Source organism: Sphingomonas sp. MMS12-HWE2-04 (assembly GCF_044881185.1).
Taxonomy (GTDB): domain Bacteria; phylum Pseudomonadota; class Alphaproteobacteria; order Sphingomonadales; family Sphingomonadaceae; genus Sphingomonas.
Genome location: NZ_CP173254.1, coordinates 3,952,290 through 3,978,639, shown reverse-complemented (window position 1 = coordinate 3,978,639; position 26,350 = coordinate 3,952,290). Strand labels below are relative to the sequence as shown.

Sequence of the window (26,350 nt, the reverse complement as noted above, 5' to 3'; positions counted from 1 at the left end):
ATTTGTTTCGTTCCTTCGCTGCCGCCGCGTCCGCGGCCCTGCTGCTCGCCGCCTGTTCGAAGACGCCCGAGGATCTGACTGCGCGCTACACGATGGGTGGCCAGCCCGGCGCGATGACGATCAAGGCCGCCGCCAATGGCGACGCGCGGGTCGAGATGATGGGCAGCGCGATGGTTCGCCACAATGGCGTCGATTATCTGGTCGGCAAGGATGCGCAGGGCAGCTTTGCCGCCAAGGTCGACGATTTCATCGGCCTCGCCGCCGATGCGATGCGCGAAGCCGGGTTCAAGCCGGGCCCGCTCGGCCCGCAGCCGGCCTATGATCTGGTCAAGGGCGGCAGCGAGACGATCGCCGACGTCAAGGGCGATGTCTGGGAGATCAAGCCCGGCAAGGATGCCCCCGCGGCGCCCCAGAAGATGGACGCAGTCGTCTCCGAGGACCCGACCTATGCCAATGTCGGCAAGGCGCTGATGATGCAGACCCGCCTCGCTTCGGTCAGTCAGGAGCAGATGCGCGGCGGCGTCGGCAGCCTCGAGAAGAAGGTCCAGGAGCTGCTCGGCAAGGGCATGGTGCTGCGCTTCGGCAGCGACGTGAAGCTCGACAAGATCGAGAAGACCAAGTTCGAAGCGAACACGTTCGAGCTGCCCAAGCCGGTGCTCGATCGTGCCGCGCTCAAGGCCCGCCTCGACGCGCGCCGTGCCGCCGAGGCGAAGATGGCGCCGCAGATGAACGGCCCGGTGCCGCCGGCCCAGGGCGCCGCACCCGCGCCCGCACCTGCCGCACCCGCTCCGGCACCGACGGCGCCGGCAAAATGAGGCTGATCCTCGCCGGGGCGCTGCTCGCGCTCGCCCCGGCACCGGCTTTTGCCGACGTCACCGCCCGCTATGCGATCGGCAGCCAGACGCTCACGGTCGAGGTCGACGATTCGGGCGACTATCGTGCCGAGCTGTCGGGCAAGTTCGCGGTGATCCGCCATGGCGGCGACGAGTTCGTCGTCATCACGCACAATGGCAAGGCATTCGCCGCGAAGGCCGATGTGTTCTTGCCGCTGCTCAAGGCCAAGATGGCGCAGAATGCCGCGCCGCCCGGCGGGCCGGGCGCGACCCTGGCCTTCACCACCCGCCAGGGCAATGACGAGACCGTAGCCGGTCGCAAGGGCAGCAGCTGGCGGATCACCGCGGAGGCGCCCGGCTCCAATGTACTGATCCTGGTGATGAGCGCCGACGCGCAGCTCGCGCCGGTCGGCGGCGTCTTTCGCCATGTTGTGACGCTCGCGCTCGACGCCTTCGCGCCGGTGTTCGAGAACAATGCCAGCTTCCGCGATCAGCTGACCGCGGTGTTCGCCAAGGGCACGCCGCTCACGATCACCGGCCCGGCGACGATTGAGCTGGCCGGCGTCAGCGCGGAGTCGATTGCCGACAGCCGCTTCGCCAGCCCGACGATCCTGCTCGATGCCAAGGCGCTCGACGCGGCACTGAGCGAGCCGACGGCAACGCCTGGCGAACCGTGAGGCTCAGATCCCGCTGAGCCCCTGCGCCGCAAGGCTCGCTTGGGCGACGCGATAGGCGACCGGCGGCTCGATCCGCAGCCGGCGCCGCGCCGCATCGAGCGGCTCGGCGAGCAGCGCCTCATAATCCTCGCCGTGCAGCCAGGCGGCGCGCTTGCCGTGGCGATAGCCTTCGAGCACGGCCTTGAGGAAATCGCGCTTGCCGGTGACGCGCAGGCTCTTGAGCGCCGCGCCCGCGGCGATGAGCGCCCAGCCCAGCCCGCCGGTCTGGGCATAGGAAAAGGCGACGAGGCATGCCTCGCCCAAATGCTCGTCGGCCTTATAGCCGGTGAGGACGTGCCACAGATCGTGGATGTCGCGCTCGCGCCGGCCCATCCAGACATAGGGGTGCTCGATTTCGAGCCCCTCGCCGCCGATCGCGTTGAGGCTGACTTCGGCCAGCCCCTGCGCCGAATAGCCGGTGGCGTCGAGGAAGCTGCGATAGGTGCCGCCGACGGTGCCCTCGGCAAAGCCGTCGATCCAGTGACGGTCCGAGAGCCGCTCGGCCAGCTCGAGCCGGCGATAGGCCAGCTTGCCGCCATTGGGCATCGTCAGCAGCTTGCGATAGTTGCGCTGAGTCACGTCGCCGTTCAGCGCGCGCATGATCTTGAATACCTGCTCGGTATCATCGCCATTGGCGAGCAGCCGCCGCAGCGCGCCGAGTGCCGTGCCCCATTGCCGCTTCATCGGGATGCCGGGATTGAACGGTGCGTCTTGAATCTGGGTCGCCATGAGTCGATCCGTACTAATTGACACTGATGTTAATAGCACGTCGTACGGCGCATTTCAAATCCGTATGCGCAACGAAAGCGCGCCCTGCCCGTTCGACACCCGCGCACCCCTGGATGGAGAGAGTGAGATATGCGCGCATCGATTGCCGCCGCCGGATTGCTGCTCGCAAGCTGCGGCCCCCAGGACCCACGCGAAGCCCGGATCGACAATATCCAGGATCAGGCCGCCGACGAGGCGCAGGCGATTCGCGCAAGTGCCGACAATGTCGCCGACGGCATGCGCGCGCAGGCGGAAACCCTGTCGAACCAGGCCAGGGCAAGTGTCGGCTACACGGCTGAGCAATTCGACACCCGCGCCGCGTCGCTCAAGAAACAGGCGGAGATCGTCGAGCGCCAGGCCAAGGCAAAAGCGCAGGCGGTGCGCGATCGGGCGACGGCGGATGTCAGCGCGATCCGGGCTGAGTGACGGCGATTTGGGGAAGAGGCGGACCGAGCGGCGGAAAAGGGACGACGCCGCCCGGCCCACATACTCGCTCGGTGCGACCCGTTCGAGTTGGCAGAATATGTCAGACACAAAACAGAAACACAACTAGGTGGTTTAGCGGAGACTAACGCAAAACGGCCGCGCTCCAAAGGGACGCGGCCGATATCTGCATAGCTATTGTATCGTCGCGGGACTCCGCCCCGCGCCGCCTCACACACGCATGGGCATCAGCACATAGAGCGCGGGCGAGCTGTCATTCTCGCGAATCAGCGTCGGCGCCGCAGCGTCGGCGAGATGGACCTCGACCAGGTCGCCTTCGATCTGGCCGAGGATGTCCATCAGATAGCGGCTGTTAAAGCCGATCTCGAACGGCATCGCAGCATAATCGCCCGGGACCTCCTCGGCAGCGGCGCCGTTCTCGGGGCTGGTCACCGACAGGATCACCTTGTCGCGATCGAGCGCCATCTTGACCGCGCGGGTCTTTTCGGTGGCGATCGTCGATACGCGGTCGACGCCCTGCATGAAGCTCTTGGGGTCGATCTTGAGGATCTTGTCGTTCGCGGTCGGGATGACGCGGCTATAATCGGGGAAGGTGCCGTCGATCAATTTCGAGGTGAGGATCGCCTGGCCCAGGTCGAAGCGAATCTTCGAGCCCGACAGCGAAACGCCGACCGAGCCATCGACTTCGTCGAGCAGCTTGCGGAGTTCGGCGACGCACTTACGCGGGATGATCACGTCGGGCATCGATTCTGCACCGTCGGGTCGCGCCACAGTGACGCGGGCGAGGCGGTGGCCGTCGGTCGCCGCGGCGCGCATCAGCGGCTGGGCGTCGTCGGTGACATGGAGGAAGATGCCGTTGAGATAATAGCGGGTCTCTTCGGTCGAGATCGCGAAACGCGTCTTGTCGATGATCTGCTTGAGCGTTTCGGCCGGCAGCTCGAACGTTACCGGCAGTTCGCCCTCGGCGATCATCGGGAAATCGTCGCGCGGCAGCGTCGCCAGCGTGAACTTGGCGCGGCCGGCGTTCACCGTGATCCGCCCTTCCGCCGCCGACAGCTCGACCTGCGAGCCTTCGGGCAGCTTCCGCACGATGTCGAACAGCGTGTGCGCCGACACGGTGATCGCGCCGGGCTGGTCGACCGCCGCGGCGATCGTCTCGTCGATCTGAAGATCGAGATCGGTCGCCATCAAGCGCATCGTGCCCGAGGCCTGCGCCTCGATCAGCACGTTGGACAGGATGGGGATCGTGTTGCGCCGCTCGACCACCGACTGGACGTGGCTCAAGCCCCTCAACAGAGTTGCGCGTTCGATCGTCGCCTTCATCAAAACCCCCGGGCCGCCGCTCGAATCCGGCGTGCAAATAGATGGGACGTAATCTCTAACGGCAAAAAGGGCCGGGGCAAGCGCCCCGACCCTGTTCTGCACACCAAAATGGTGCGCTGCGGCTTGTCAGAAGCGGAAACCGACGCCCGCCACCACCTGGTGCCGGTCCGTATCGACCGAGAAGGTGTTGGTGGTGCTGCCGTCGGGATATTGGAAATCCGCATCGGTGTAGTTCGAATAGCGATATTCGAGCTTGGCATAGGTGTTGGTGCCGATCGACTTCTCGACGCCCGCGCCAACACGCCAGCCGTCGAGCTGGAAGTTCTGGTCGCGCAGCACGGTCGAGCCGTCATCTGCCAGCACGTTCAGCCGGGCGTTGGTGTAGCCACCCTTGGCGTAGAGCAGCGTGCCGGTGCCGATCGGAACGCCCAGGCGCGCGCCGACATAGATGTCGCGGCCGGCCTCAACCGAGCCATAGCCGAAGGTGTTCGGATCGGCGCGGTTGACGCGGGTCTTGCCGGTCGAATTGCTCAGTTCGGCCTCGACGCCGAGCGTCACGCCACCCAGCGGAAGATCATAGCCAGCCTCGACGCCGTAGAGGAAACCCTCGCTGCTCTGGTCGTCGCCGCGAATATCGGTGTCCTCGGAGCTGCCGGGACGAAGGATATCGAGGCCGCCGATCACGCCGACGCGGAAGCCGCTCGGGCCCTCGGGCGCTACATCCTGAGCGAAGGCAGGCGCGGAAAGTGCCGTGGACGCGATAACCGCTGCGGCAAAAACAAACTTACGCATAACAACTCCTTGGTTACCGACCCGAGTAAGTGGGCAAGTGGGGGGCTCAACTAGGCGAGGGAGTCGGAGGTTGCATGAACCTCAGATAAACAGCCTAACGCGTTGTATTTGGGCAACAGCGCGGTTCGCCCCGCCGCCGAAAATCACCATCCCGGCGAAATCGAATCCCGCGCCACGGATGCTGTCCGATGTGGCGCGGGATCCGGCTCCGCCGGGATGACAACGGCGGCCGCCGCGCCCCGGGAGCGCGGAGGCACTCCTATCGATCAGAAGCGAACGCCGACGCCGCCGAGCACTTGGTGACGGCTCGCATCGAGGCTGCGATCGTCGTCCTTGTACTTCGAATAGCGATATTCGCCCTTCAGATAGACCTTGTCGTTAAGCTTGACCTCGGTGCCCGCGCCCAGGCGCCAGCCATCGACATTGTCGTGGCTCTCGAGATTGGTCGTTCCCGAGGTGTAATCCTGGTTGAACCGGGCGTTGGTGTAACCGCCCTTGGCGTAGATCATCGCGCGCGGAGTCACGACATAACCGAGGCGCACGCCGGCATAGAGGTCGCGCCCGGTGCTGGTGCGCAGCCGATCGTCGGCGACGAGGACGCCGTGCGCGGTATCCTTGGTGCTGGCGCCAGTGACTTCGCCTTCGACGCCGAGCACTGCCTTGCCGGCCTGATAGTCATAGCCGATCGCACCGCCATAGGTGACGCCGTCGCGCTTGGCGTTGTTAAGCGAATCGTCCGTGACATGATCCCAGCCGACCACGGCTTCGGCGCGGGGGCCGCTGAAATCCGCGTCCTGCGCGAAGGCGGGCATGGCGATCGCGCTCGAGGCGATCAGGGCGGCGGCAATAATCTTGGTACGCATGGGTAACTCCTTGGAGTCGCGCGCCCCGATCGAGGCGCACGAAGGTCCCAGCCGAAAGCACCTGCCCGGCCGCTGGGAACCTAGAATCTAATTTCGATGGCTGCGGCATTGCGCCGCGCAGATGCGGGCGGTCAGGTCGCCGCCGGGTGCGCTGAGATGCGCATGGGTCACTCCCTTATTGTACGCGCTCGCTACGTTCGAGCTGGTGTCTTACTGGACCGCACCACCTGTCCGTTGGCTGAACGAAACGAACAGCCGGGAAACATTGCGTTTCGTGCGAGGAGCGGCGAGGAAGTCATTCGATGACAAGCACACGCAAGGGCCGCGATTTCATCGCGAGGCATGGTGAGACGGTGTTCAACATCGCGCGCCGGATGCAGGGTGATCACCCCCACACTCCGCTGACCCGTGCCGGCTTCGCGCAAGCCGACGCGATGGGTGCGGCGCTTCGAGAAACTCTGGGTGCGAAGCCCCCGCTCACGCTCTGGTCGTCCAGCGCCGGGCGTGCGCTTCAGACGCTGGCGATCATCGCCGAGCATCTCGAGCTCGACTGGCATCAGGTGAAGACCGACGATCGGCTGGTCGAGATCGGCATGGGCAGCTGGAGCGGGCGCTATTATGCCGAGCTGCAGAACGAGATAGGCAGCTTCCTCGATCTCGAGCACGGGCTCTACACCCGCCCGCCCGAGGGCGGCGAATGGTATGATGCGATCGCCACGCGCGTCTCGTCCTGGCTCGCTGACACCGATGACGATCCCGGCGACCGGCTGGTAATCATGCACGGCATGTCGAGCCGTATCCTGCGCGGCGTGATGACCGGGCGCGACGTGATGCCGCAATTCGGTGCGCCCGTGGCACCCGATCTGCCGCAGGGATCGGTCGTCCGCATCGAGCAAGGCATCGAGACGGTGGTCCATCGCGGAACCGGCCGCGGCGCCGCGCCGGCATGATCGCCCTCGCGCTGCTGCTCGCGGTCGTTCAGCGCGACGTGCTGGGCATCTATGACGGCTGGGGTGCGTTCCGCGACGCCTCGCCGCTTCACTGCTATGCGATCGCCGAACCGGTGGGCCGTTATCGCACCCAGCCCTTTGCCAGCATCGCGAGCTGGCCGCGCGAACGCGTTCGCAACCAGCTCCATGTTCGCCTCAGCCGCCCGCGCGCCGGCAGCGCTCGCGTGACGCTGGCGATCGGCGAGCGCCGCTTCGAGCTGACCGCCGGCGATTCGGATGCCTGGGCGCCCGATGCCCGCGCCGATGCCGCGATCGTCTCGGCGATCCGCGACGGCCGCAGCATGAGCGTGGAGAGCGTCGCCGCCAATGGCGCGCCGTTTGCCGACACCTATGCGCTCAAGGGCGCCGCCACCGCGATCGACGCGGCGGCGCTGGGCTGTATCGGCCGATGAAAGGGCGGCGACCGGGCCGCCGCCCCTTTTGGCTTATTGCGCCGGCTGGGCCTGTGCCGCCGCGGCGGTCTGGATGCGCTTGTTGAGGTCCGGATCGGCCTGCATCGCCTGGGCGATCTCGTTGAACCGGGTCGGCGCGATGCCTGAGGTAGAGATCGCCTCGACCATCTTGGCGTTCTTGTCGGCCTCGGCAACGGTCGCGTCCTTGCGAACCTTCTCGACCGCAAGCGCCGCGGTGGCGAACTGCGTGACTTCGGAATCGCTCACGGCGCTGGCGCCCGCGGCAGGCGCTGCCGGCGTCGCGGTCTGCGGAGCGGCGGCGGTCGGCGCGGTCTGAGCCAGCGCTGCGGGCGCGGCCCCCAAAGTCGCGCCGAGCATCATCGAACGGATAAGCTTCATACCAAACTCCAAAACTCGGGTTTTGCCCCCACGCATCAAGCTGGGCAGCGTCCGCCCGAATCGGCAACCCGTTCCGCGATGCCGCGTGCGATAAGCGCGACAGGGGCCATGTTTTGGCCGCAATCTGCGCTGCGGTGCGGGAGTGGAAATCGCCTGCGAATTCGACTATATGCCGCCCATGCAAACAGTGTCGGCCGCCCCCATGCCCATCCCCGGGCACATCGATCCCGTGCCCGTGCCGCGCGCCACCGCGCCGCGCGCCGACGCCCGCACAGACCTGATCGGGCTGCCCAGGGAGGCGATTCGCGCTGCGCTCGAGGCCGCCGGCATGGAGCCCAAACAGGCCAAGCTGCGCGCCAAGCAGCTCTGGCACTGGATCTACAATCGCGGCGCCACCGACTTCACGGCGATGACCGACATCGCCAAGGCGCAGCACCCTTGGCTGACCCAGCATTTCGTCATCGGCCGTCCCGAGGTCGTGGAGGCCCAGGTGTCGACCGACGGCACCCGCAAATGGCTGCTCCGCTCGGACGACGGCCAGGACTATGAGATGGTCTTCATCCCCGACGCGGACCGCGGCACCTTGTGCGTGTCCAGCCAGGTCGGCTGCACGCTCAATTGCCGCTTCTGCCACACCGGCACGATGCGGCTGGTGCGTAACCTCACCGCCGGCGAGATCGTCAGCCAGGTGATGCTCGCGCGCGATTCGCTGGGCGAATGGCCGAGCCAGCCCGAGGGCCGCATGCTCACCAACATCGTGATGATGGGCATGGGCGAGCCGCTCTATAATTTCGACAACGTCCGCGACGCGCTCAAGCTCGTCATGGACGGCGACGGGCTCGCGCTGTCGAAGCGCCGGATCACCCTGTCCACTTCGGGCGTCGTGCCGATGATGGCGCGCGCGGGCGAGGAGATCGGCGTCAACCTCGCGGTCTCGCTCCACGCGGTGACCAAGGAAGTCCGCGACGAGATCGTCCCGCTCAACCGGAAATACGGCATCGAGGAGCTGCTCCAGGCCTGCGCCGACTATCCGGGCGCCAACAACGCCCGGCGGATCACCTTCGAATATGTCATGCTCAAGGACAAGAACGACAGCGACGAGGATGCCCACGAGCTCGTCCGCCTGCTCAAGAAGTACAAGCTGCCCGCCAAGGTGAACCTGATCCCGTTCAATCCCTGGCCCGGCGCCGATTACGAATGCTCGACGCCGGATCGGATCCGCTCCTTCTCGAGCATCGTGTTCGGCGGCGGCATCTCGGCGCCGGTGCGCACCCCGCGCGGCCGCGACATCGACGCCGCCTGCGGCCAGCTCAAGACCGCCGCGGAGAAGAAGAGCCGCGCGCAGCTCGATCGCGAGGCTGAAGAGAAGATGGCGGCGCTGGGATAATCGGTTAGAGCATGTCGTTCCCACGCCGTCAGGGTCCTGCATGCTCCGCTACATTCTCCCGCTGCTCCTGCTCGCGCCCGCCGTCCAAGCGCAGCAGCTTCCACCCGAACAGGCCGCGATCAAGGCGCATGTCCAATTCCTCGCCTCCGACGCGTTGCGCGGACGCGAGGCGGGCACGCGCGATTTCGATGTCGCCGCCGAATATGTCGCCAGCCAGATGCTCGCCCTCGGGCTTGAGCCGGGCGGCGCCAACGGCAGCTGGTTCCAGCCGGTCCAGCTCACTGCCTATCGCCCGTCCGAAAAGGCGGGTTGGACGCTGACGCGCGGCGGCACGACCGAACCCTTCGTCTTCGGCACCGATTTCATCAACGCGCCGATCCCCGCCACGCCCGATTTCGCTGCCGAAGGCCAGGTGGTGTTCGCGGGCTATGGGCTGGTCTTCCCCGATGGCAGCCGCGACGATTATGCCGGGCTCGACGTCGCCGGAAAGATCGTCGCGTTGCTGCCGGGCGTTCCCAAGGGGATGCCCAATGCGGTGCAGGCGCATTTCAGCGGCGACGACTGGAAGGCGCAGCTCGCCCAGGCGCGCGGCGCCAAGGCAGTGGTGATGCTCGAATCGCCGATCGCCTCCGCCGACTATCCCTTCGCGACGGTCGCGCGCTTTTACGACTATCTGCGCTATGGCTGGGCCGGGCCCGACGCCAAACCCTATATGATCGCGCCCGGAGCGCCCGTCGCCGGCACCGTGTCCCGCGCGGGTGCCGCCAAGCTGTTCGCGGGCTCTGCGATCAAGTGGAAGGACGTCGCCACCGCCGAAGCCAAGGGCAAGCGCATCCCAACCGGACCGCTCGCCGCGACGCTGACGCTCGCCGCCAAGACCAAGGTCCGTACGATCGACAGCCGCAACGTCGTCGGCTTGCTCAAGGGCAGCGATCCCGCGCTCGCCAGCGAAGTCATCGTCCTCTCGGCGCATCTCGACCATGTCGGCGTCGGGGAAGGCGTCAATGGCGACCGCATCTATAACGGCGCGATGGACAATGCGGTGGGCACCGCGATGATCCTCGACGTGGCCAAGCGCATCGCCGCCGGCAAGCGCCCGCGGCGCAGCCTCGTCTTCGTCGCGCTCACCGCCGAGGAAAAGGGCCTCATCGGCTCGGACTATTTCGCGCACCACCCCAGCGTTCCCGGCACCTTGGTGGCGGACATCAATCTCGACATGCCGATCCTCACCTATCCGCTGCAGGACCTCGTGATCCTGGGCGGCGAGCGCTCGAGCATCGGCCCGGCCGTTGCGGCAGCCGCGGCCACCGAAGGCCTCAAGACCGTGCCGGATCCGACGCCCGAAGAGATGTTCTTCGTCCGGTCGGACCATTACAGCTTCGTCACCACCGGCATCCCCGCAATATCGATCGACACCGGGCCGGGCGGGGAGGGGGCGGCGGCGCAGCGCAAGTTCCTCGACGAGAATTATCACAAGCCCTCGGATCAGATCGGCTTGCCGTTCGACTGGAACGCGGCGGCGAAGTTTGCGCGCGTCGCCACCGCTACCGCCCGCACCCTAGCGAACGCCGATGCGCGGCCGCGCTGGAACAAGGGCGATTTCTTCGGGCTGCAGTTCGGTGGATACGGCGCCAAGTGAGCGACGTTCCCATCGCGATCTCCGTCGACCCCGCCATCTCCCGCGCTGACAACGGGCGGGCCGCGCCATGCGTCTGCTGATCTTCGGCCTCGGTTACACCACCAGCCGCCTGGCGGAACGGCTCGCTCCGCGCGGCTGGCGCATCGCCGCAGTCACCCGGGATGGGCGCAACGGCACCCATGGCTTTGCCGACGCCGATCGCACCGCCTTCGAAATCGCCCACGCGACGCATATCCTCTCCAGCGTGCCCCCCGGCGAAGCGGATCCGGTTCTCGCCGCCTACGCCCCTGCCCTCGCCGCCAGCCCCGCCTGGCTCGGCTATCTCTCCTCGACCGGCGTCTATGGTGACACCGCCGGCGCCTGGGCCGACGAGAGCGCGCCGGTCGGCGCGGGCCGCCGCAGCGCGCGCGCCGTCGCCGACGCCGCCTGGCTCGCGCTCGGCGCCCGCGTCTTCCGTCTGCCCGGCATCTACGGTCCCGGCCGCTCCCCGCTCGATCGCGTCGCGTCTGGCCAGGCGGTCCGCATCGACGCGCCCGGCCATTTTTTCAGCCGCATCCACGTCGACGACATCGTCGAAGGCGTGATCGCCGGCTTCGACGCCCCAGCGGGCGCGTATAATCTCGCCGACGATCGTCCAGCGCCGCAAAGCGATGTCCTCGCTTATGCGTGCACGCTGCTCGGCCTGCCGATCCCGCCGCTAGTGCCGCTCGCCGAAGCGCAACTCAGCCCGCAGGCGCGCGCCTTTTATGCGGAGCGCCGCCGCATCGCCAACGGCAAGGCGAAGCGAGTGCTGGGCTGGCGCCCGCGCTTCGCCGATTATCGATTGGGCCTGCGTGCCTTGAGCGCGATCACCAACCCGGCCAGCGCCAGCACAGCGCCCGCGCCGGCCAGCCACGACCAGCGGTAACCCTCGAAGATCGTCGAGAGCAGCATCGCGATCACCGGGATCAGCACGCTGGTATAGGCCGCCTTGGCCGGGCCGATCGCGCGGATCAGCCGGAAATAGATGCTGAAGGTCAGCGCCGATCCGAGCACGCCGAGATACAACGTGCCGAGGATATAGCCCGGCCGCGTCTCGAAGACCGGCGCGCCCACGGTCGCCAGCGCAAAGGCTGCGTCGGAACCCGCGCCGATCAGCATTGCCCAGCCGAGCATCGTCGCCATCGGATAGGCCTTGGCGGTCTGCGTCGCCTGCATCACATTGGCGATCGAGGCCGAGAGCACGCCGGCCAGCGCCAGCCCGATGCCCAAAACCACTTCGTCTGGCCCCGCCGAACTCAGCCGCGCCTCATGGACGAAGAGCAGCGCCACGCCGGCCATCGCGACGGCGGAACCCAGCAGCAATTGCGCGCCCATGCGCTGGCCAAGAAAGGCGCGGGCGAGCAGCGCATTGGGCACGAGCAGCAGCGCATAGACTACGGCGACCACGCCGGACGTAATGTGCGCCTCGGCGCGGTATACGAAGTTGAAGTTGAACACGAACTGCGCCAGCCCGAGACACGCCGCGAAGCCCCAGCCGCGCGCGTCGAGCTTGAGCCCGTCGCCGCGCAGCAATGCCCAGATCAGCATCACGACGCCGGCAATGGCGAAGCGATAGCTCACCGACCAGCTCGCCGGCACCACGGTGAGCTGGTCGCGGATCACCAGCCAGGTCGAGCCCCAGATCAGCGTTACGATCGCAAAGGGAATGAGGATGTCGAGCCGGGCCGAGCGCGGCGATACGCGCTCCACCGGTGGCTCCTCGCCGCCTGGTATCGCCGTAATCCGCCTCACAGTGCCGCGATCGCCTCCGCGAGTGGCCGGATCGCCGCCTCGCTCTGATCCCAGGAGGTTACCAGCCGGACCTCGCCGGGCGCCCAATCGTAAAAGTCGAAGCCGAGCGCGCGCAGGCGAGCGGCCTCGTCCGGACGCGCCTTGAGGAACACTTCATTCGCCTGGACGGGGTACACCAAGCGGTTGGGCGCCGCCTCGGCGAGCAGCCGTGCCCCGGCATTGGCAGCGCGCGCGTTGCGCAGCCAGAGGTCGCCATCGAGCATCGCGAGCAGCTGCGCCGCGAGATAGCGCCCCTTGGAAAGCAGTAGCCCGGCGCGCTTGCGGCGATAGAGCGTCGCAGCGGCGAGCTCGGGCTTGAAGAAGATCAGCGCCTCGGCGCTCATCCCGCCATTCTTGACGAAGCCGAAGCTGAGCACGTCGACGCCCGCACGCCAGGTGACGTCGCCCGGATGGCAATCGAGATGCGCGACGGCGTTGGCGAAGCGCGCCCCATCCATGTGGAGCCCGAGTTCGCGCTCCCGCGCAATCACGCCGATCGCCGCGACTTCCTGCGGCGTATAGACCAGGCCATATTCGGTGGCGTTGGTGATCGACACTGCGTGCGGCTGGACCTGGTGGACGTCGTTGCGGATGTTGGCGACCGCGCCGCGCAGGGTTTCGGGGGTCAGCTTGGCGCCGTCCCCGTCGGCGAGCAGCAGCTTCGCGCCATGGGTGTAGAATTCGGGCGCGCCGCACTCGTCGTTCTGGATGTGCGCGTCGCGATGGCAGACCACGCTGCCATGGGGTGGGCACAGCGCGGCCAGCGCCAGCGCATTCGCCGACGTGCCCGAGGGCACCCACAGCGCACGGACCTGCGTGCCGAACAGGTCGGAGAAGCGCCCATCGAGCTGCTGCGACCATTGGTCGCCGTCATAGGCGGTATCGAGATGGTTCACCGCGCCCAGTGCCGCGAGCACTTCGGGGCAGACCGGGGCGGCATTGTCCGAGAAGAAACGCATGGCTCCCCTTGCGGACGCCGGGCCGCAAGGTCAACCGAGGCGCGCTATTCGCCTGAACGCTGGCGACGCGGCGGCGGCCCGTCGCGATAAGGCTCGTCCTCGTCCTCGCCGGGCGGGGGTTCGTCGCCACGGCGGCGGCCGTCATCGACTTGGGTCTCGATCGGCGTGCCTTCGATCAGCTGGCCGATCCCGTCGAGCACGTCGTCGATCGGCGTGCCGTTATCGACTTCGTCTTCGACCACCGGTGGCGGCGGCGGCAGCGTCAGCCCGAGCGCGCGGACCATGAAATCGCGCCAGATCCGCGCCGGCAGCCCGCCGCCCGAGGCTCCCGGGATCGGCGAATTGTCGTCGTTGCCGATCCACACCCCGACGACGAGATCGCCGGCAAAGCCGACGAACAGCGCGTCGCGCGCATCCTGCGTCGTGCCCGTCTTGCCAAAGGTCGGGATCGGCAGCGCTGCGCCGCGTCCCGTGCCCGATTCGACCACGGTGCCGAGCAGCGAACGCAGCGCGTCGAGCTCGCCGCCGCCGAACCGCGTCGCCCCGCCCAGCCGCTTGGCGAGCCAGTCATCGGCCGAATCGTCGTCGCTCAGCCCGCTCGGGCGCACCGGATAGGTGCCGTTGGCGACCGCGGCATAGGCGGCGGTGAGCTCGAGCAGCGACACCGTCGAAGTGCCGAGCGCGATCGAGGCGTCGTTGCCGATCGGGGTGGAAATGCCCAGGTCGCGCGCGGCACGCGTCACGGCCGGAACGCCGAGCTGGTGCGTCAGCCGCGCCGCGGCGACGTTGCTCGATTTGGCGAAGGCCTGGCGCAGCGTGATCCGCCCGGCATAGCGCCCATCGCTGTTCGACGGCTTCCAGTCGCCGATCGTCACCGGTGCGTCGTCGATCATGCTGTCCGGGGTCATCCCGCTGCGCAGCGCGGCGAGATAGACGAACAGCTTGAAGGTCGATCCCGGCTGGCGCCGCGCCTGGGTGGCCCGGTTGAACGGGCTGTCGCCATAGTTGCGCCCGCCGACCATCGCGACCACGCGGCCGTCGGGCCGCATCGCCACCAGCGCGACCTGGCTCCGCCCGAGCCCGGCGCTCTTCACCACTCGCTCGGCCGCAGTCTGCAGCCGCGCGTCAAGCGTCGTGCGGACCTGCTGCTCGGTCGCCACGCCGCCCGCCCGGTCGCGCGCCTGGGGCAGCACCCAGTCTGCAAAATAGGTGCCGTTGGGCAGCGCCTTGCTTTTGCTGACGTTGAGCGTGCCCGGCCGTACCTGCGCCGCTTCGGCTTCGGTCAGGAAGCCGGCATCGACCATCGCGCCGATCACCAGCTTCTGCCGTGCCCGCGCGCCGGCGAGGTTGTCGGTCGGCGCCAGCCGCGACGGCGCCTTGACCAGCCCCGCCAGCAGCGTCGCCTGGCTGATCGTCATGTTCTCGGGCTCGACGCTGAAATAGTGCCGCGACGCCGCGCGCAGGCCATAGACATTGTCGCCGAAATAGACGTTCGAGAGGTAGCGCGAGAGGATCTCGTCCTTGCTCAGCCACGCCTCCAGCCAGAAGGCGATCAGCACTTCCTGGAACTTGCGCGTCGCCGTCCGGTCCATCGTCAGAAAGGCATTCTTGGCGAGCTGCTGGGTGATCGTGCTGCCGCCCTGCGAGGTGCCGCTCGAGGTCGCATTGTGCCACGCCGCGCGCAGCACCCCGCGCGGATCGACACCCCAATGGCCATAGAAGCGCCGGTCCTCGATCGCCACGAACGCGTCGCGAACATGCGCCGGCAGCTTGGTGACGTCGACCGGCGCGCCGATCACCGCGCCGCGCCGCGCGATCGGCGTCCCGTCGGCGGCGAGCAAGGTGATCGAGGGCGGCGCCGGCGGCTGGAGCGACTTCGACAGCGGCGCGGTCAGCGCCAGCCACGCCACCGCGGCGATGAACAGCAGCAGCAGCAGCGCGACGCCGCGGCTCGCCCAGCGCCAGTAATTGCGCCGCTTGCGGAGCGCGGGGACGTTGGTCGTATAGTCGGGCGCCGCGTCCTCTGGCTCTGCCGGGGGCGGAGGCGGCGGGGCAGGCGGCGGCGCGGTGAACGCGCGCCCGTCCCCCAGGGGCAGCCCGCGCCGCGGTTCCGGCATCTCGATCGTCGGCGTACGCTCGGTTCGCAATTCGCCACGCGCGACCGGGCGCGCCTCGTCATCGGAGACAGCGGGCCGTCGCAGCGGAAAGCGGGAATCTGGGGAACCGGGCTCGCGCGCCATCAGCGCTCCTTATCGCGCGCCGGACGCGGGGGAAAGCAATACGCCATAGTGTATTATTAGGATAATACGCGTAGCCTTGCAATCCGGGCGGCTACGGACGCTTCACGCCTCGAGCTCGACGTCCCAATAGAGCCAGTCGTGCCAGGTTTCGTGGAGATGGTTGGGCGGGAAGCGGCGGCCATGGTCCTGAAGCTGCCAGCTGGTCGGGCGGATCGGCTCGACATGGAGCGGCATCGCCGCCTGTTTCGGCGTGCGCCCGCCCTTTTTGAGGTTGCACGGCGCGCAGGCAGTGGCGACATTTTCCCAGGTAGTGCGCCCGCCCTGGGCGCGGGGAATGACATGGTCGAAGGTCAGATCGCGCAGCGAGCCGCAATATTGGCAGGCGAACTTGTCGCGAAGGAACAGGTTGAAGCGGGTGAAGGCCGGGAAGTTCGAAGGTTTGACATATTGTTTGAGCGCGATGACCGAAGGAAGCTTCAGCCTCGCGCTGGGACTTCGCACTTCGCGTTCGTAATAGGAGACCACGTCGACCCGCTCGAGGAACAAGGCCTTGATCGCCGTCTGCCAGGGCCACACGCTCAGCGGATAATAGCTCAGCGGCGTATAATCGGCATTGAGGACCAGCGCGGGGCAGCTGTCCGGATGGCGGATCAGATCGGGATGATACATGCGCTCCCTCGCCGAATTGGTGGCACCCATTTCCTGGACGGAACAAGTGACGAGCGCATGACAGCATATGCCGCGACTCGCGGTCAAGGGCCGGTTTGATGGTTGTCCACACCCGTTTCGCCCCCAGCCCCACCGGCCGCCTCCATCTCGGCCATGCCTTTTCGGCGCTCCAGGCGCATGATTTTGCGCGCTCTGCCGGCGGCCGCTTCACCCTGCGGATCGAGGATATCGACGGCACCCGCAGCCGCCCCGAACATGTCGCGGCGATCCGCGCCGACCTGCAATGGCTGGGCCTTGTCTGGGACGGCGAAGTCAGTTTCCAGTCGCAGCGCCTGGCGCTCTACGATGCCGCGCTCGACCGGCTGCGCGGCATGGGCCTGCTCTATCCGTGCTTCTGCACCCGCGCCGATATCGCCGCCAGCCTCGCCGCCCCGCACGGGCCCGAGGGCGCGCTTTACCCGGGCACCTGCCGCGCCCTCGAGGCGCCCGATCTGAGCAGGCCGCATTGCTGGCGGCTCGATATGGCCAAGGCGCTCGAGATCGGTTCGGGGGAAGACCTGTCCTGGCACGATGCCTTCGCCGGCTGGGTCCGCGCCGACCCCGCCGCCCAGGGCGACGTCGTCCTCGCGCGCAAGGATGCGCCCGCCTCCTATCACCTCGCCGTCACGGTAGACGACGCGGCGCAGGGCATCACCCACGTCGTCCGCGGCATCGACTTGTTCGAAGCGACCCATGTCCATCGCCTGCTCCAGGCGCTGCTCGACTTACCCACCCCCGAATATCGCCATCACGCGCTGCTCACCGGCCCCGACGGCACGCGTCTCGCCAAACGCCACGGCGCGCCGACGCTCGAAGCGCTGCGCCGCGCCGGCGAGGACGGCGCCGCGCTCGCCGAGCAGTTGCGCGCAGGACAACTGCCCATTGGCTTCGCCGCCGCGCAGGCGTAGAAAAGCGCCATGTGGTTCCTCGCCCTCCTGCTCGTCGCCGCGATCCTCGCGGTCCTCGTCGTCCTGATCCGCGGGCTGGTGAACATGGCCGGCACCACCCGCGCCGATTTGGAAGGCGAAGGCCCGAGCGAGCGCGCGCTCAAGTCAAACAAGCTGATGCAGCAGCGAATCCTGCTCCAGGCCGTGGCGATCGCGATCATCGCGATCATCCTGCTGATGCTCTCGGGCAAGTCGTGAGCCCGCGCGCCTCCCTCCTACGCGCCTGAGATGACCACCCCCGCGACGCCCGGCGCGTTCGACGCGATCCGGATGCAGGCGGCCCAGATCGGGCTGTTCGAGACGCCGATCCTGCACGGCCGGCTCACCGGCGGCGAGACGCTCACCGCGCAACTCGCCCAGGCGATCCGCGCCCGCCGCGATGCCGCCGACAGCCTGGCCCGCTCGAATGTCGGCGGCTGGCATTCGGCGACCGACATGCTCGATTGGGGCGGCCCGGCCGCCGCCAAGCTCGCCGACTTCGCAGTCAAGACCGCGATCCGGATGAGCCATTTCGACGGGCGCGACGCGCGTTCGCTCAATTGGGAGGTGAAGATGTGGGCGAATATCTCCCCGCCCGGCGCGCTCAACATGAGCCATGCCCATCCCGGGGTGCTGTGGGCCGCAGTCTATTATGTTGATATGGGAACGCCGCCCTCAGGCGACGATGCCGGGGGCGAATTGTTCTTCGAGGATCCGCGCTTCCCAGTGCCGCTGATGCGCATGCCCGGCTTCCGCATGCTCGGCATCGACGGCCAGCCGCAAGTCAACGAGCGCCGCTGGCCGACCCAGGCGGGCGACCTCGTGCTGTTCCCCGCCTGGCTGCGCCACGGCGTCCGGCCCCACGCCGGCGCGGGCGAGCGCATCTCGGTCGCGATGAACATCGACGTGCGCGGCTAGGCGCCACCGATATCGGGCACTTGGCCGGGCAGCAGTCGTTCCGACAAGACGCGGAAGTGCACTGCGGGCACCCGGAAGCAGAAGGGCGGTGCCGTGGCCCCAAGCTCCGCCAGCAGTCCGCCCGCGTCGAACCGCCCCGTCGCCAGCGGCGCGATCGTCTCCCGGTCGATCGGCAGGCTGATCCGCGCCTCGGCAAGCCGCGCCGCATCCTCCACCGCCACGACCGCCGCATCCTGGAGCGACAATGTCCGCACTGCGGCATCCCAGCTTCCGAACAACGCGGCAAAGTCGGGTGGCAGCACGCGCGGCGCATCCTCGTGCACCGTGAGCCGCAGTTCCGGCGCGCTGCCCGGCCCCGCAATTCGTATCTCCCAGCCATCCGCCATTCGGTCGTGCCGGAAGCTTCCCGCCAGATGGGATGGCAACGCGTCGCTGAACAGCCGCGTGCCGAGCGCGTAGAGCGCGTTGTCAAAGACATTGCGGAGGAACAGCACCGTGCCCGGCGCCACCGGCACTGCGCTTGCGGCGGAGTCGACATACAGCCGCCAGTTGCTCTGCAGGGGCGAGGGGAACAGCCGACGTAGCGGTCCGGCCAGCGCCGGGCCGAAATGGCCATGGCGATAGGTGAGCACGGTCAGCACCGTCCAGCCGTCCTGCTGGACCAGCGCGATCCCCGGTGACACCAGCGCCGCGGCACGCGCCGCGGGAATGCGCCAATGGGCGTACACGACGTCCCGCACGTCGCTCGCGAGCACCGGAAACGGCACGTGCGCCAAAAGCGCGCGGCGAAGGGCTCGCACGCGTGCGCAATTGGCGATCCGCTGGAGCATCCGCCCGCCGGCGCCCTGCGTCGGCGCGACGAAATGATTCGGCGCACGCGGCGCGGCCTGCTGCATTCGATCTTCCCCCAGCCCCCTGCGCGTCCTAGTCTGGCGCCATGGTCAAGCTCAACAAGATCTACACCCGCACTGGCGACGCTGGCACCACCGGACTGGTCGACGGATCGCGCGTCTCCAAGGCCGATCCGCGGATGGCAGCGATCGGCGATGTCGACGAAGCCAATTCCGCGATCGGCGTCGCGATCGGCGCGATCGGCCAATCGTCGGCCGTCGCGCGCCTGCCGGTCGATCTCGGCGCAGCGCTGTCGCGGATCCAGAACGACTTGTTCGATCTCGGTGCCGATCTCGCCACCCCGCCCGCGATCGAAGGTGCGCTGCGCATCGCGCCGGGCCAAGTGACCTGGCTCGAAGACACGCTCGACGCGCTTAATGCCGATCTTGCGCCGCTCACCAGCTTCATCCTGCCGGCCGGCGATCCCGCCGCCGCCGCGGTCCATCTCGCCCGCGCGATCGTTCGCCGCGCCGAGCGTGCCGCAGTTGCCGCCGCGGACGGTGCCAACTTCAATCCGCATGCCCTGGCCTATCTCAATCGCTTGTCGGACCTGCTCTTCGTCGCAGCGCGCGCTGTGAACCATTTGCGTATCGGAGACGTTTTGTGGGTTCCGGGGGCGTCGCGCTAATCTGTAGCGATCAGGCTTGACGACTGCCCCCTCTTGCGGGTAAAAGAACATAATGCGAACAGAAACTGGTCCGGCCCCAGCTTACTGTCCGCTCGCGGCGCGCTTCGGACGCGTTCGAGCTCTCAGCGTCGCGCTCGTGGCCAATTTGTCTGATGCCGATGCGACGATCCAGTCGATGGACGACGCGTCGCCCGCCAAATGGCATCTCGCGCACACCACCTGGTTTTTCGAAACCTTCGTGCTGCGCAACCATGTGGTTGGCTATCGGCTGCACGACGAACGCTGGCCGTTCCTGTTCAACAGCTATTACGAAGCCGAAGGCGCGCGCCACGCCCGTCCGCGCCGCGGCATGTTGTCGCGCCCGAGCCTTGCCGAAGTGCTGGCCTATCGCGCGCATGTCGACGCCGCGCTGGTCGAGGCGATGCCCGACCTTTCGGAGGACGTGCGGGCGCTCGTCCTGCTCGGCTGCAACCATGAGGAGCAGCACCAGGAACTCCTCCTCACCGACATCCTTCATCATTTCTCGGTCAATCCGCTCGAGCCCGCGCTCTGGCAGGGTGCGCCGAAGGTCCCGGTGGAAATGCCCCAACCAATTGGTTGGCTTGCGCACGCCGGCGGGATCGTCCCGATCGGCCATCGCCTCGGCGGAGGCGTGTCGACCGAGCCGGCAAAAGCCGCGCTTTGGTGTCAACCCGTGTCAACCGAGACGCCGGCAGGCAGCAGCGCCCAAACGCCGCGTCTTGCGTCAACTCTGTCAACCGATCCGAACCGCATTTCGTGTCAATCGGTGTCAACCGACGCACCGGCCGGTGCCGGCGACGACTTCGCCTTCGACTGCGAAGGACCGCGACATGCGGCGCTGTTGACGCCGCATGCGATTGCCAACCGAACGGTTACCAATGGCGAATGGGCCGCGTTTCTTGCCGATGGCGGCTATCGCGATCCGCGGCATTGGCTGTCAGACGGCTGGGCGTGGGTGAAGGCCGAGGCGATCGAGGCCCCGTTATACTGGCGTCAGGAAGACGGCGGCTGGACGCGCTTCGGGCTCGACGGCCGCTGCCTGATCGATCCCGCCGCGCCGGTCACGCATATCAGCTTCTTCGAGGCCGATGCCTATGCAAGCTGGGCCGGGGCGCGGCTGCCAACCGAATTCGAATGGGAAGCCGCGGCTTCGGCCTATGATCCCGATAGCGGCAACCAGCTCGATGCGGCCGGGGCGGTCGAGCCACGCCCGTCATCGGGAGGTCCGGCCTTTTTCGGCGATGTCTGGGAATGGACCGGAAGCGCCTATCGCCCCTATCCCAGCTTCCGCACCGCCGAAGGCGCCGTCGGCGAATATAATGGCAAGTTCATGAGCGGGCAGTTCATCCTGCGCGGCGGCAGCTGTGCCACGCCGCGCGGGCATATGCGCGCAAGCTATCGCAACTTCTTCTATCCCCACCAGCGCTGGCAGTTCACCGGCGTGCGTCTGGCGAAGGATCTGTAACATGCTCAAGCAAGAGATCGAAGACGGCCAGACCTCGCTGGCCGATCCGTTTTTTCGCGCCGACGTCCTCGACGGGCTGGCCCGCCGGCCGCGCGCGATCCCCGCGCGCTGGTTCTACGATCGTCGCGGCTCGGAGCTGTTCGAAGCGATCACAGCCCTGCCCGAATATTATCCGACCCGCACCGAGACGGCGCTGCTGATGCAGGTTGGCCCACAGCTTGGTGCGCTCGCCGCGCCCAACGCGGCGGTGGTCGAATTCGGATCCGGCTCGTCAACCAAGACGCCGATCCTGCTGCGCGCGATCAATCCCGCCGCCTATGTGCCGATCGACATTTCGGGCGATTTCCTGCGCGAATCGGCGCGCGGGCTGGCCGAGGCATTTCCGGGGCTGCCGGTGCACCCGGTCGAGGCCGATTTCCTCCGTCCGATGCCGCTGCCCGAGATGGTCGCCGATCTGCCCAAGCTCGGCTTCTTCCCCGGCTCGACGATCGGCAACATGACGGCCTATCACGCGGTCGATCTGCTGCGCGCGATGCGGCAGTGGCTCGGCGAGGGCGCGAGGCTGTTGATCGGGATGGACCGGGTCAAGTCGACCGACATTCTCATCCCCGCCTATGACGATGCCCAAGGCGTCACCGCGGCGTTCAACTTGAACCTGCTCGAGCGGATCAACCGCGAGCTGGCGGGCACGATCCCAATCGACGCCTTCCGCCACCGTGCGATCTGGAACGCCAATGCAACGCGGGTCGAAATGCATCTCGAGGCGCAGCGCGACGTCGCCTTCAGCGTCGATGGGCGCGATTTCTCGATGGCGGCAGGCGAGACGATCCACACCGAGAACAGCCATAAATATGGCCCCAATGGCGGCCGTATGCTGCTGCGCGCCGGGGGCTGGACGCCGATTTCGGAATGGACCGATCCGCAGGGCTGGTTCGGGCTAATGCTGTGCGAGGCGCAGCCGATCCGGATGGCGCCCTGACGGCTCAGCGATAGACGGCTTCCGCCTTCCAGGTCCGCAGCCAGTGCACCGAGCCGCGGCATTCGTCCATCCGGCGCAGCTCGATCATCCAGAAGCCCTTGCCGTCCCAGACATAGGTCGCGTCCTCGCCGCAATCGCCGAGGCCGCGGCCCTTGGCATGAGTCGAAAGCGTGCTGGCCTTGGCGTCCCACCAGGCGTTGGTCAGCATCGCCGCCTCGCCGCTGCCGTCGCCCGAATAGTCGATATCGGCCGGTTGTGCCTTGCCGCCCCGCAGGATGAAGGGGACGGTGTTGAGGTTGTACGCTCCGCTGCCGCACGGCAGCAGCGCCAGCGTCGCCCCGCCACCCAGCGCGAACGTGTCGACCTTCATGGTCGTGTCGTTATCGGTGTCCGCTTCGTCGCAGCCCGAGAGCTTGGCCATCTCAGCCCGCATCGCGACACTGACCGACGCGGCGACGCCGCTGGCGCGCTGGGCCGCAATCCGCGGCGCGGCGTTCCCAGCGGGAACCGCGCTAGCAGGCTTCGAGCCCTTGGCGACGGCGGCAGTGACCGTGCCGGCACGGCCCTGCCCGGCGTCGATAAAGCGCAGCGCCGCCGAGGAGCCGGCGAGCGAGACAGTGAGGATCGTCAACGGGCCCTGGCTGAGCGTGAGCGTCTTGCCATTGGCGAGCGCGGCGACGATGCGGGCGGCGTCGGCGCCGCCGAAGCGGACCGAGCTTTCCTTCGACACGCTGTGCGCGACCGGTTTGTCGTCGATGTTCAGCGCCAGCGCGCCGGTCGTCTTGTCTGCATCGACTTCCACGGTGAACCCGCCCTGCGGCCCGGCATCGCGGGCGATCGAGGCAGTGAGCGGGCCATCATCGGGCCAGTCGGCCGGGTCGCCCAGCAGCGAAGTCATCTCGCAAGCGCGGAGATTGTCGCAGGCGACCGCCCAGTCGCCGAAGACCTGGAAGTCGCCCTTGGCAGGATCGGCAGCGGCGAGGAGGAGCGCGAGGGTCAGCATGGCGTCGGTCTAGCCGAGCCCCGCGCGCCGCGGTAGGGGCTGGGCAACGAACAAGGAGACGGACGATGCAGACGGTGGGCGTGATCGGCGCGGGACAGATGGGTGCGGGCATCGCGCAGGTTTCGGCGCAGGCGGGCTATGCCGTGCTGCTCTCCGATGTCGACTTGGGCCGCGCCGAGGCGGGCAAGGCCGGGATCGCCAAGCAGCTCGCCCGCGCCGTCGACAAGGAAAAGATCACCGCCGCCGACGCCGAGGCGGCGCTGGGCCGGATCACCCCGGTGGGCGACCTGGCAGCGATGGCACCATGCGAACTCGTCATCGAGGCGGCGACCGAGCGCGAAGCGATCAAGCGGCAGATCTTCGAGACCGTCGGCAAGGGCCTGAGCGACACCGCCATCCTCGCCAGCAACACTTCGTCGATCCCGATCACCCGGCTCGCCCAGGCGGCGCCCGATCCGGCCCGCTTCATGGGCGTCCACTTCTTCAACCCCGTACCGGTGATGGGCCTGATCGAGCTGATCCGCGGGCTCGCCACCTCGGATGCCACCGTCGCTTCGGTCGAGGCGTTCGGCCGGTCGCTCGGCAAGCGGATCGTCCATGCCAACGACGCGCCTGGGTTCATCGTCAACCGCGTGCTGATGCCGATGCTCAACGAGGCGTGCTTCGCGCTGGGCGAGGGCGTCGCCACCATCCCCGACATCGACGCCGCCTGCACGCTGGGCCTCAACCATCCGATGGGGCCGTTCACCCTGGCCGACTTTATCGGGCTCGATACCTGCCTGGAGATCACCCGCGTGCTGTTCGAAGGCACCGGCGATCCCAAGTTTCGCCCGGCGCCGCTGCTGGTCAAATATGTCGAAGCCGGCTGGTATGGCCGAAAGACCAAGCGCGGCTTCTACGATTACTCCTGCGCGGAACCCGTCCCCACCCGCTGACGGGCATAGCGGCTGGGGACGAGCGCGCCGCGCTCGAACAACACACGCAGCCATTTCTCGTCGACGATGCCGAGCTCGGGCGTGTCGCGAAAGGCGATGACGATGCGCGTCCTGCTCGGCGGCACCGGCGGCGGGCCACCGGTCATGCCGAAACAGGGCGGCGGATCGAAGCCCCAGCCGGGTGCGACCTCGATGATGCCGGGCTTGAGCGCCCCCTTATAGACATGGGTGATCCGAAAGCGCGCCGGCCCGGCCCGGTCATAGGTCCCGCGGACCACCTGGCCTTCGAGGATATTGGTCGAGCGCAGCACCGCTTCGGCGAACTGCGCGTCGGTGGGCGGAGGAGGCTCTGGAACGCCGGGCCGTGGCGGCAGGCAGGCAAAGGCGGGGGCCGCCGGAAGCATCGCCAGCAGGGCGACGACGGCCGCCGCGCGCTTCACGGCAGCAGCAATCCCGCCAGTGCCGCCGACATCAGGTTCGCCAGGCTGCCGGCGACCAGCGCGCGCAGGCCCAGCTTGGCGATCATCGGGCGCTGGTTGGGCGCCAGGCTGCCGGTGGCAGCCATCTGGATCGCGATCGAGCTGAAATTGGCGAAGCCGCACAGCGCAAAGGTGATGATCGCGACGGTGCGCGGAGCGAGATCCTTCATCTGGCCGAGATCGATGAAGGCGACGAATTCGTTGAGCACCACCTTGGTGCCGAACAGCCCGCCGGCGGCGACCGCCTCGTGCCACGAGATGCCGAGCAGATACATCACCGGCGCGAACACCGTGCCGATGATCTTCTGGAACGAGAGATTGGCGAACCACTCCGCCCAAGCGGCATGGCCGCTCAGCGCGTAGATCCAGTTGCCCGCGCCGCCGAGCAGGCCGTTGGCGAGCGCGACCAGCGCGACGAAGGCGAGCACCATCGCGCCGACCGCAACCGCGATCTTCACGCCCGTCGAAGCCCCGGTCGCCGCGGCCATGATGATGTTGGCGGCGCGCTCTTCCTCGATATCGTGCTCGGCGACCTTGATCAGTTCTTCCTCGGGATCGTCGCCGAGCGGGAGCTCGCCATTCGCCGCGACGCGATCGTCCGGCATGATGATCTTGGCCATCAGCAGCCCGCCGGGCGCCGCCATGAACGAGGCGGCGAGCAGATAGGGCAGCGCCTGCGGGCCGAGCAGGCTGGCATAAGCCGCGAGGATCGTGCCGGCGACGCCGGCCATGCCGACGGTCATCACCGCGAACAGCTGCGACGGGGTCAGCCGGGCGAGATAGGGGCGGATCACCAGCGGCAATTCGCTCTGGCCGACGAAGATGTTGGCCGCGGCGCACAGCGATTCGACCTTGCTGGTGCCGACGACCTTCTCGATCGCGCCGCCGATCCAGCGGACGACGAACTGCATCACGCCGAGATGGTAGAGGATCGACACCAAGGCGGCGAAGAAGATGATCACCGGCAGCGCGGCGATCGCGAAGCTCTGGCCGCCCAGCTCGGGCTTGGCGAGCGGCCCGAACAGGAAGCGAGTGCCTTCGCTGGCATAGCCGAGCAGCGCCGACACCGCATTCGACATGCCGTGGAGCGCGGCCTGGCCCCAGCTGGTGCGCAGCACGAGGATCGCAATCCCGGCCTGGAGCGCGAAGGCCGATGCGACGACGCGCAGCTGGATCGCGCGGCGATTTGCCGAGAGCGCAGTGGCGATCGCGAGGATCGCGAGCACGCCGAAGATACCGATCGGGAAATGAGTCATGCGCTTGTACGGTCCGCCCCAACGGCCGGCCTCGATGCGCGCCGGCGAAACCGCGACCATACACGCTGCGCCGCCCGAGGCCAGTGGCCGATTGCCCCGCCCGCGTGCCGGGCGTGGACGCCGCACGGAAAGTCACAAAGGTCACAGTTACGGGGGGCCGGCGCAGACCCCTTGGTTGACAATGTTGACGCGAAACGCCGGTTTTGGGCCCAGCTTGGCTACCGTGCGCCGAAGCGCTCCGGCAAGTGCTTGATTTCCTTGACTGCGTGGAACGCGCGTGGCGCGCGGCTGGCGCTTGCCCGGCGCAGGCGTGGCGCGTCGGTGGCGCGATAGGGGCGCGCGAGCTGCGCGTGTGTGGCGCCTGGGGGAGGCCTGCGGGACGCTTGGCGGTTGCCGGCATGGCGCGCGGACGGCGCGGTGCGATCCGATCGGAGCAAAGGCAAACCAGCGGGTTTTGCATGCGAGACGGCACCTTCCTCGTGCGCTTCCCATCGCCGATCTGCATCCACGGCCATGCGGCGCGGCGAACCGCGCCGGGCGCGCCCAGATCCCAAGATCGACAAG

At 67.8% G+C, this 26,350-nt stretch carries 28 protein-coding genes; 15 read left to right on the top strand and 13 right to left on the bottom strand.

Annotation, left to right across the window (positions count from 1 at the left end; genetic code table 11):
• Window positions 1-2 precede the first annotated feature (2 nt).
• Entirely contained in the window at window positions 3-815 is an 813-nt protein-coding gene (locus tag AB2M62_RS18995; protein ID WP_404336347.1) for a hypothetical protein, read from the top strand.
• Window positions 812-1,510: a hypothetical protein gene (locus AB2M62_RS18990; RefSeq protein WP_404336346.1), complete on the top strand. Its 699-nt coding sequence runs from the start codon at window positions 812-814 to the stop codon at window positions 1,508-1,510. The genes AB2M62_RS18995 and AB2M62_RS18990 overlap by 4 nt, the downstream gene beginning before the upstream one ends.
• Before the next feature lie 3 nt (window positions 1,511-1,513).
• On the opposite strand, the gene AB2M62_RS18985 is transcribed toward AB2M62_RS18990, so the two are convergent.
• Window positions 1,514-2,278: a Coq4 family protein gene (locus tag AB2M62_RS18985; protein ID WP_404336344.1), complete on the bottom strand. Its 765-nt coding sequence runs from the start codon at window positions 2,276-2,278 to the stop codon at window positions 1,514-1,516.
• A gap of 129 nt (window positions 2,279-2,407) precedes the next feature.
• Between AB2M62_RS18985 and AB2M62_RS18980 the strand changes: the two genes are divergently transcribed.
• Complete coding sequence (locus AB2M62_RS18980) at window positions 2,408-2,743, top strand: hypothetical protein (RefSeq protein WP_404336343.1); 336 nt, start codon at window positions 2,408-2,410, stop codon at window positions 2,741-2,743.
• A gap of 228 nt (window positions 2,744-2,971) precedes the next feature.
• Here the strand turns inward: AB2M62_RS18980 and dnaN are convergent, their stop codons facing one another.
• The 3 genes from dnaN to AB2M62_RS18965 all read right to left on the bottom strand — a co-directional run bounded on the left by dnaN (window position 2,972) and on the right by AB2M62_RS18965 (window position 5,739).
• Entirely contained in the window at window positions 2,972-4,084 is a 1,113-nt protein-coding gene (gene dnaN / locus AB2M62_RS18975) for a DNA polymerase III subunit beta (RefSeq protein WP_404336341.1), read from the bottom strand.
• A gap of 126 nt (window positions 4,085-4,210) precedes the next feature.
• Window positions 4,211-4,876 carry an outer membrane protein gene (locus tag AB2M62_RS18970; RefSeq protein ID WP_404336339.1) on the bottom strand — a complete coding sequence of 222 codons (666 nt, stop codon included), beginning with the start codon at window positions 4,874-4,876 and terminating at the stop codon, window positions 4,211-4,213.
• 266 nt (window positions 4,877-5,142) lie between these two features.
• Window positions 5,143-5,739, bottom strand: a complete 597-nt coding sequence (locus AB2M62_RS18965; RefSeq protein WP_404336337.1) for an outer membrane protein — start codon at window positions 5,737-5,739, stop codon at window positions 5,143-5,145.
• Between the two features lie 302 nt (window positions 5,740-6,041).
• Between AB2M62_RS18965 and AB2M62_RS18960 the strand changes: the two genes are divergently transcribed.
• Both AB2M62_RS18960 and AB2M62_RS18955 read left to right on the top strand, forming a co-directional pair.
• A complete protein-coding gene (locus tag AB2M62_RS18960) occupies window positions 6,042-6,689 on the top strand; it encodes a histidine phosphatase family protein (RefSeq protein WP_404336335.1) in 648 nt (215 codons plus the stop codon).
• The gene (locus tag AB2M62_RS18955; protein ID WP_404336334.1) at window positions 6,686-7,141 is read left to right on the top strand and encodes a hypothetical protein; all 456 of its coding nucleotides are present in this window, start codon (window positions 6,686-6,688) and stop codon (window positions 7,139-7,141) included. Before AB2M62_RS18960 ends, AB2M62_RS18955 begins: the two co-directional genes overlap by 4 nt.
• Before the next feature lie 33 nt (window positions 7,142-7,174).
• Here AB2M62_RS18955 and AB2M62_RS18950 read toward each other — a convergent pair whose 3' ends face one another.
• A complete protein-coding gene (locus AB2M62_RS18950; RefSeq protein ID WP_404336332.1) occupies window positions 7,175-7,540 on the bottom strand; it encodes a DUF4168 domain-containing protein in 366 nt (121 codons plus the stop codon).
• A gap of 202 nt (window positions 7,541-7,742) precedes the next feature.
• Here AB2M62_RS18950 and rlmN point away from each other — a divergent pair, with 202 nt between their 5' ends.
• The 3 genes from rlmN to AB2M62_RS18935 all read left to right on the top strand — a co-directional run bounded on the left by rlmN (window position 7,743) and on the right by AB2M62_RS18935 (window position 11,473).
• Entirely contained in the window at window positions 7,743-8,927 is a 1,185-nt protein-coding gene (gene rlmN / locus AB2M62_RS18945) for a 23S rRNA (adenine(2503)-C(2))-methyltransferase RlmN (RefSeq protein ID WP_404336331.1), read from the top strand.
• A 40-nt stretch (window positions 8,928-8,967) separates the two neighbouring features.
• Entirely contained in the window at window positions 8,968-10,566 is a 1,599-nt protein-coding gene (locus AB2M62_RS18940; RefSeq protein ID WP_404336329.1) for a M28 family peptidase, read from the top strand.
• A gap of 67 nt (window positions 10,567-10,633) precedes the next feature.
• Window positions 10,634-11,473 (top strand): NAD(P)-dependent oxidoreductase, encoded by an 840-nt coding sequence (locus AB2M62_RS18935; protein ID WP_404336328.1) that lies wholly within the window; start codon window positions 10,634-10,636, stop codon window positions 11,471-11,473.
• On the opposite strand, the gene AB2M62_RS18930 is transcribed toward AB2M62_RS18935, so the two are convergent.
• The 4 genes from AB2M62_RS18930 to AB2M62_RS18915 form a co-directional block, all read right to left on the bottom strand.
• Window positions 11,383-12,297 carry a DMT family transporter gene (locus AB2M62_RS18930; RefSeq protein WP_404336326.1) on the bottom strand — a complete coding sequence of 305 codons (915 nt, stop codon included), beginning with the start codon at window positions 12,295-12,297 and terminating at the stop codon, window positions 11,383-11,385. The genes AB2M62_RS18935 and AB2M62_RS18930 overlap by 91 nt on opposite strands.
• A gap of 38 nt (window positions 12,298-12,335) precedes the next feature.
• Window positions 12,336-13,337: a threonine aldolase family protein gene (locus AB2M62_RS18925; RefSeq protein ID WP_404336324.1), complete on the bottom strand. Its 1,002-nt coding sequence runs from the start codon at window positions 13,335-13,337 to the stop codon at window positions 12,336-12,338.
• A gap of 44 nt (window positions 13,338-13,381) precedes the next feature.
• Window positions 13,382-15,454, bottom strand: a complete 2,073-nt coding sequence (locus tag AB2M62_RS18920; protein ID WP_404340031.1) for a transglycosylase domain-containing protein — start codon at window positions 15,452-15,454, stop codon at window positions 13,382-13,384.
• A 225-nt stretch (window positions 15,455-15,679) separates the two neighbouring features.
• Window positions 15,680-16,246 (bottom strand): HNH endonuclease, encoded by a 567-nt coding sequence (locus AB2M62_RS18915; protein ID WP_404336322.1) that lies wholly within the window; start codon window positions 16,244-16,246, stop codon window positions 15,680-15,682.
• Between the two features lie 98 nt (window positions 16,247-16,344).
• Here AB2M62_RS18915 and gluQRS point away from each other — a divergent pair, with 98 nt between their 5' ends.
• The 3 genes from gluQRS to AB2M62_RS18900 are packed head-to-tail and all read left to right on the top strand — an operon-like array spanning window position 16,345 to window position 18,129.
• Entirely contained in the window at window positions 16,345-17,193 is an 849-nt protein-coding gene (gene gluQRS, locus AB2M62_RS18910) for a tRNA glutamyl-Q(34) synthetase GluQRS (protein ID WP_404336320.1), read from the top strand.
• Window positions 17,194-17,202: 9 nt separating this feature from the next.
• A complete protein-coding gene (locus AB2M62_RS18905) occupies window positions 17,203-17,430 on the top strand; it encodes a twin transmembrane helix small protein (protein WP_404336318.1) in 228 nt (75 codons plus the stop codon).
• A gap of 30 nt (window positions 17,431-17,460) precedes the next feature.
• Window positions 17,461-18,129 (top strand): TIGR02466 family protein, encoded by a 669-nt coding sequence (locus AB2M62_RS18900; RefSeq protein WP_404336316.1) that lies wholly within the window; start codon window positions 17,461-17,463, stop codon window positions 18,127-18,129.
• On the opposite strand, the gene AB2M62_RS18895 is transcribed toward AB2M62_RS18900, so the two are convergent.
• Entirely contained in the window at window positions 18,126-19,025 is a 900-nt protein-coding gene (locus tag AB2M62_RS18895; protein WP_404336315.1) for a hypothetical protein, read from the bottom strand. The genes AB2M62_RS18900 and AB2M62_RS18895 overlap by 4 nt on opposite strands.
• A gap of 41 nt (window positions 19,026-19,066) precedes the next feature.
• On the opposite strand from AB2M62_RS18895, the gene AB2M62_RS18890 reads away from it, so the two are divergent.
• From AB2M62_RS18890 to egtD, 3 genes are read left to right on the top strand one after another with little or no spacing between them, the layout of a single operon-like run.
• Window positions 19,067-19,648, top strand: coding sequence for a cob(I)yrinic acid a,c-diamide adenosyltransferase (locus AB2M62_RS18890; protein WP_404336313.1), 582 nt, complete (start codon window positions 19,067-19,069; stop codon window positions 19,646-19,648).
• 52 nt (window positions 19,649-19,700) lie between these two features.
• Entirely contained in the window at window positions 19,701-21,134 is a 1,434-nt protein-coding gene (locus tag AB2M62_RS18885) for an ergothioneine biosynthesis protein EgtB (RefSeq protein WP_404336311.1), read from the top strand.
• Between the two features lies 1 nt (window position 21,135).
• Window positions 21,136-22,113, top strand: a complete 978-nt coding sequence (egtD, locus tag AB2M62_RS18880; RefSeq protein WP_404336309.1) for an L-histidine N(alpha)-methyltransferase — start codon at window positions 21,136-21,138, stop codon at window positions 22,111-22,113.
• 4 nt (window positions 22,114-22,117) lie between these two features.
• On the opposite strand, the gene AB2M62_RS18875 is transcribed toward egtD, so the two are convergent.
• Complete coding sequence (locus tag AB2M62_RS18875) at window positions 22,118-23,116, bottom strand: DUF1176 domain-containing protein (protein WP_404336307.1); 999 nt, start codon at window positions 23,114-23,116, stop codon at window positions 22,118-22,120.
• Window positions 23,117-23,181: 65 nt separating this feature from the next.
• On the opposite strand from AB2M62_RS18875, the gene AB2M62_RS18870 reads away from it, so the two are divergent.
• Window positions 23,182-24,051 carry a 3-hydroxyacyl-CoA dehydrogenase NAD-binding domain-containing protein gene (locus tag AB2M62_RS18870; RefSeq protein ID WP_404336305.1) on the top strand — a complete coding sequence of 290 codons (870 nt, stop codon included), beginning with the start codon at window positions 23,182-23,184 and terminating at the stop codon, window positions 24,049-24,051.
• Here the strand turns inward: AB2M62_RS18870 and AB2M62_RS18865 are convergent.
• Window positions 24,018-24,491, bottom strand: a complete 474-nt coding sequence (locus AB2M62_RS18865) for a hypothetical protein (RefSeq protein ID WP_404336303.1) — start codon at window positions 24,489-24,491, stop codon at window positions 24,018-24,020. The genes AB2M62_RS18870 and AB2M62_RS18865 overlap by 34 nt on opposite strands.
• On the bottom strand, window positions 24,488-25,786 hold the full coding sequence (locus AB2M62_RS18860) for a NupC/NupG family nucleoside CNT transporter (protein WP_404340029.1): 1,299 nt from the start codon (window positions 25,784-25,786) through the stop codon (window positions 24,488-24,490). Before AB2M62_RS18860 ends, AB2M62_RS18865 begins: the two co-directional genes overlap by 4 nt.
• Between the last annotated feature and the right edge of the window lie 564 nt (window positions 25,787-26,350).

Coding starts and splice junctions, on each gene's coding strand:
- AB2M62_RS18990 (WP_404336346.1), top strand. CDS start 812: ATGAGGCTGATCCTCGCCGGGGCGCTGCTCGCGCTCGCCCCGGCACCG.
- AB2M62_RS18985 (WP_404336344.1), bottom strand. CDS start 2,278: ATGGCGACCCAGATTCAAGACGCACCGTTCAATCCCGGCATCCCGATG.
- AB2M62_RS18980 (WP_404336343.1), top strand. CDS start 2,408: ATGCGCGCATCGATTGCCGCCGCCGGATTGCTGCTCGCAAGCTGCGGC.
- dnaN (WP_404336341.1), bottom strand. CDS start 4,084: ATGAAGGCGACGATCGAACGCGCAACTCTGTTGAGGGGCTTGAGCCAC.
- AB2M62_RS18970 (WP_404336339.1), bottom strand. CDS start 4,876: ATGCGTAAGTTTGTTTTTGCCGCAGCGGTTATCGCGTCCACGGCACTT.
- AB2M62_RS18965 (WP_404336337.1), bottom strand. CDS start 5,739: ATGCGTACCAAGATTATTGCCGCCGCCCTGATCGCCTCGAGCGCGATC.
- AB2M62_RS18960 (WP_404336335.1), top strand. CDS start 6,042: ATGACAAGCACACGCAAGGGCCGCGATTTCATCGCGAGGCATGGTGAG.
- AB2M62_RS18955 (WP_404336334.1), top strand. CDS start 6,686: ATGATCGCCCTCGCGCTGCTGCTCGCGGTCGTTCAGCGCGACGTGCTG.
- AB2M62_RS18950 (WP_404336332.1), bottom strand. CDS start 7,540: ATGAAGCTTATCCGTTCGATGATGCTCGGCGCGACTTTGGGGGCCGCG.
- rlmN (WP_404336331.1), top strand. CDS start 7,743: ATGCCCATCCCCGGGCACATCGATCCCGTGCCCGTGCCGCGCGCCACC.
- AB2M62_RS18940 (WP_404336329.1), top strand. CDS start 8,968: ATGCTCCGCTACATTCTCCCGCTGCTCCTGCTCGCGCCCGCCGTCCAA.
- AB2M62_RS18935 (WP_404336328.1), top strand. CDS start 10,634: ATGCGTCTGCTGATCTTCGGCCTCGGTTACACCACCAGCCGCCTGGCG.
- AB2M62_RS18925 (WP_404336324.1), bottom strand. CDS start 13,337: ATGCGTTTCTTCTCGGACAATGCCGCCCCGGTCTGCCCCGAAGTGCTC.
- AB2M62_RS18920 (WP_404340031.1), bottom strand. CDS start 15,454: ATGCCGGAACCGCGGCGCGGGCTGCCCCTGGGGGACGGGCGCGCGTTC.
- AB2M62_RS18915 (WP_404336322.1), bottom strand. CDS start 16,246: ATGTATCATCCCGATCTGATCCGCCATCCGGACAGCTGCCCCGCGCTG.
- gluQRS (WP_404336320.1), top strand. CDS start 16,345: ATGGTTGTCCACACCCGTTTCGCCCCCAGCCCCACCGGCCGCCTCCAT.
- AB2M62_RS18905 (WP_404336318.1), top strand. CDS start 17,203: ATGTGGTTCCTCGCCCTCCTGCTCGTCGCCGCGATCCTCGCGGTCCTC.
- AB2M62_RS18900 (WP_404336316.1), top strand. CDS start 17,461: ATGACCACCCCCGCGACGCCCGGCGCGTTCGACGCGATCCGGATGCAG.
- AB2M62_RS18895 (WP_404336315.1), bottom strand. CDS start 19,025: ATGCAGCAGGCCGCGCCGCGTGCGCCGAATCATTTCGTCGCGCCGACG.
- AB2M62_RS18890 (WP_404336313.1), top strand. CDS start 19,067: ATGGTCAAGCTCAACAAGATCTACACCCGCACTGGCGACGCTGGCACC.
- AB2M62_RS18885 (WP_404336311.1), top strand. CDS start 19,701: ATGCGAACAGAAACTGGTCCGGCCCCAGCTTACTGTCCGCTCGCGGCG.
- egtD (WP_404336309.1), top strand. CDS start 21,136: ATGCTCAAGCAAGAGATCGAAGACGGCCAGACCTCGCTGGCCGATCCG.
- AB2M62_RS18875 (WP_404336307.1), bottom strand. CDS start 23,116: ATGCTGACCCTCGCGCTCCTCCTCGCCGCTGCCGATCCTGCCAAGGGC.
- AB2M62_RS18870 (WP_404336305.1), top strand. CDS start 23,182: ATGCAGACGGTGGGCGTGATCGGCGCGGGACAGATGGGTGCGGGCATC.
- AB2M62_RS18860 (WP_404340029.1), bottom strand. CDS start 25,786: ATGACTCATTTCCCGATCGGTATCTTCGGCGTGCTCGCGATCCTCGCG.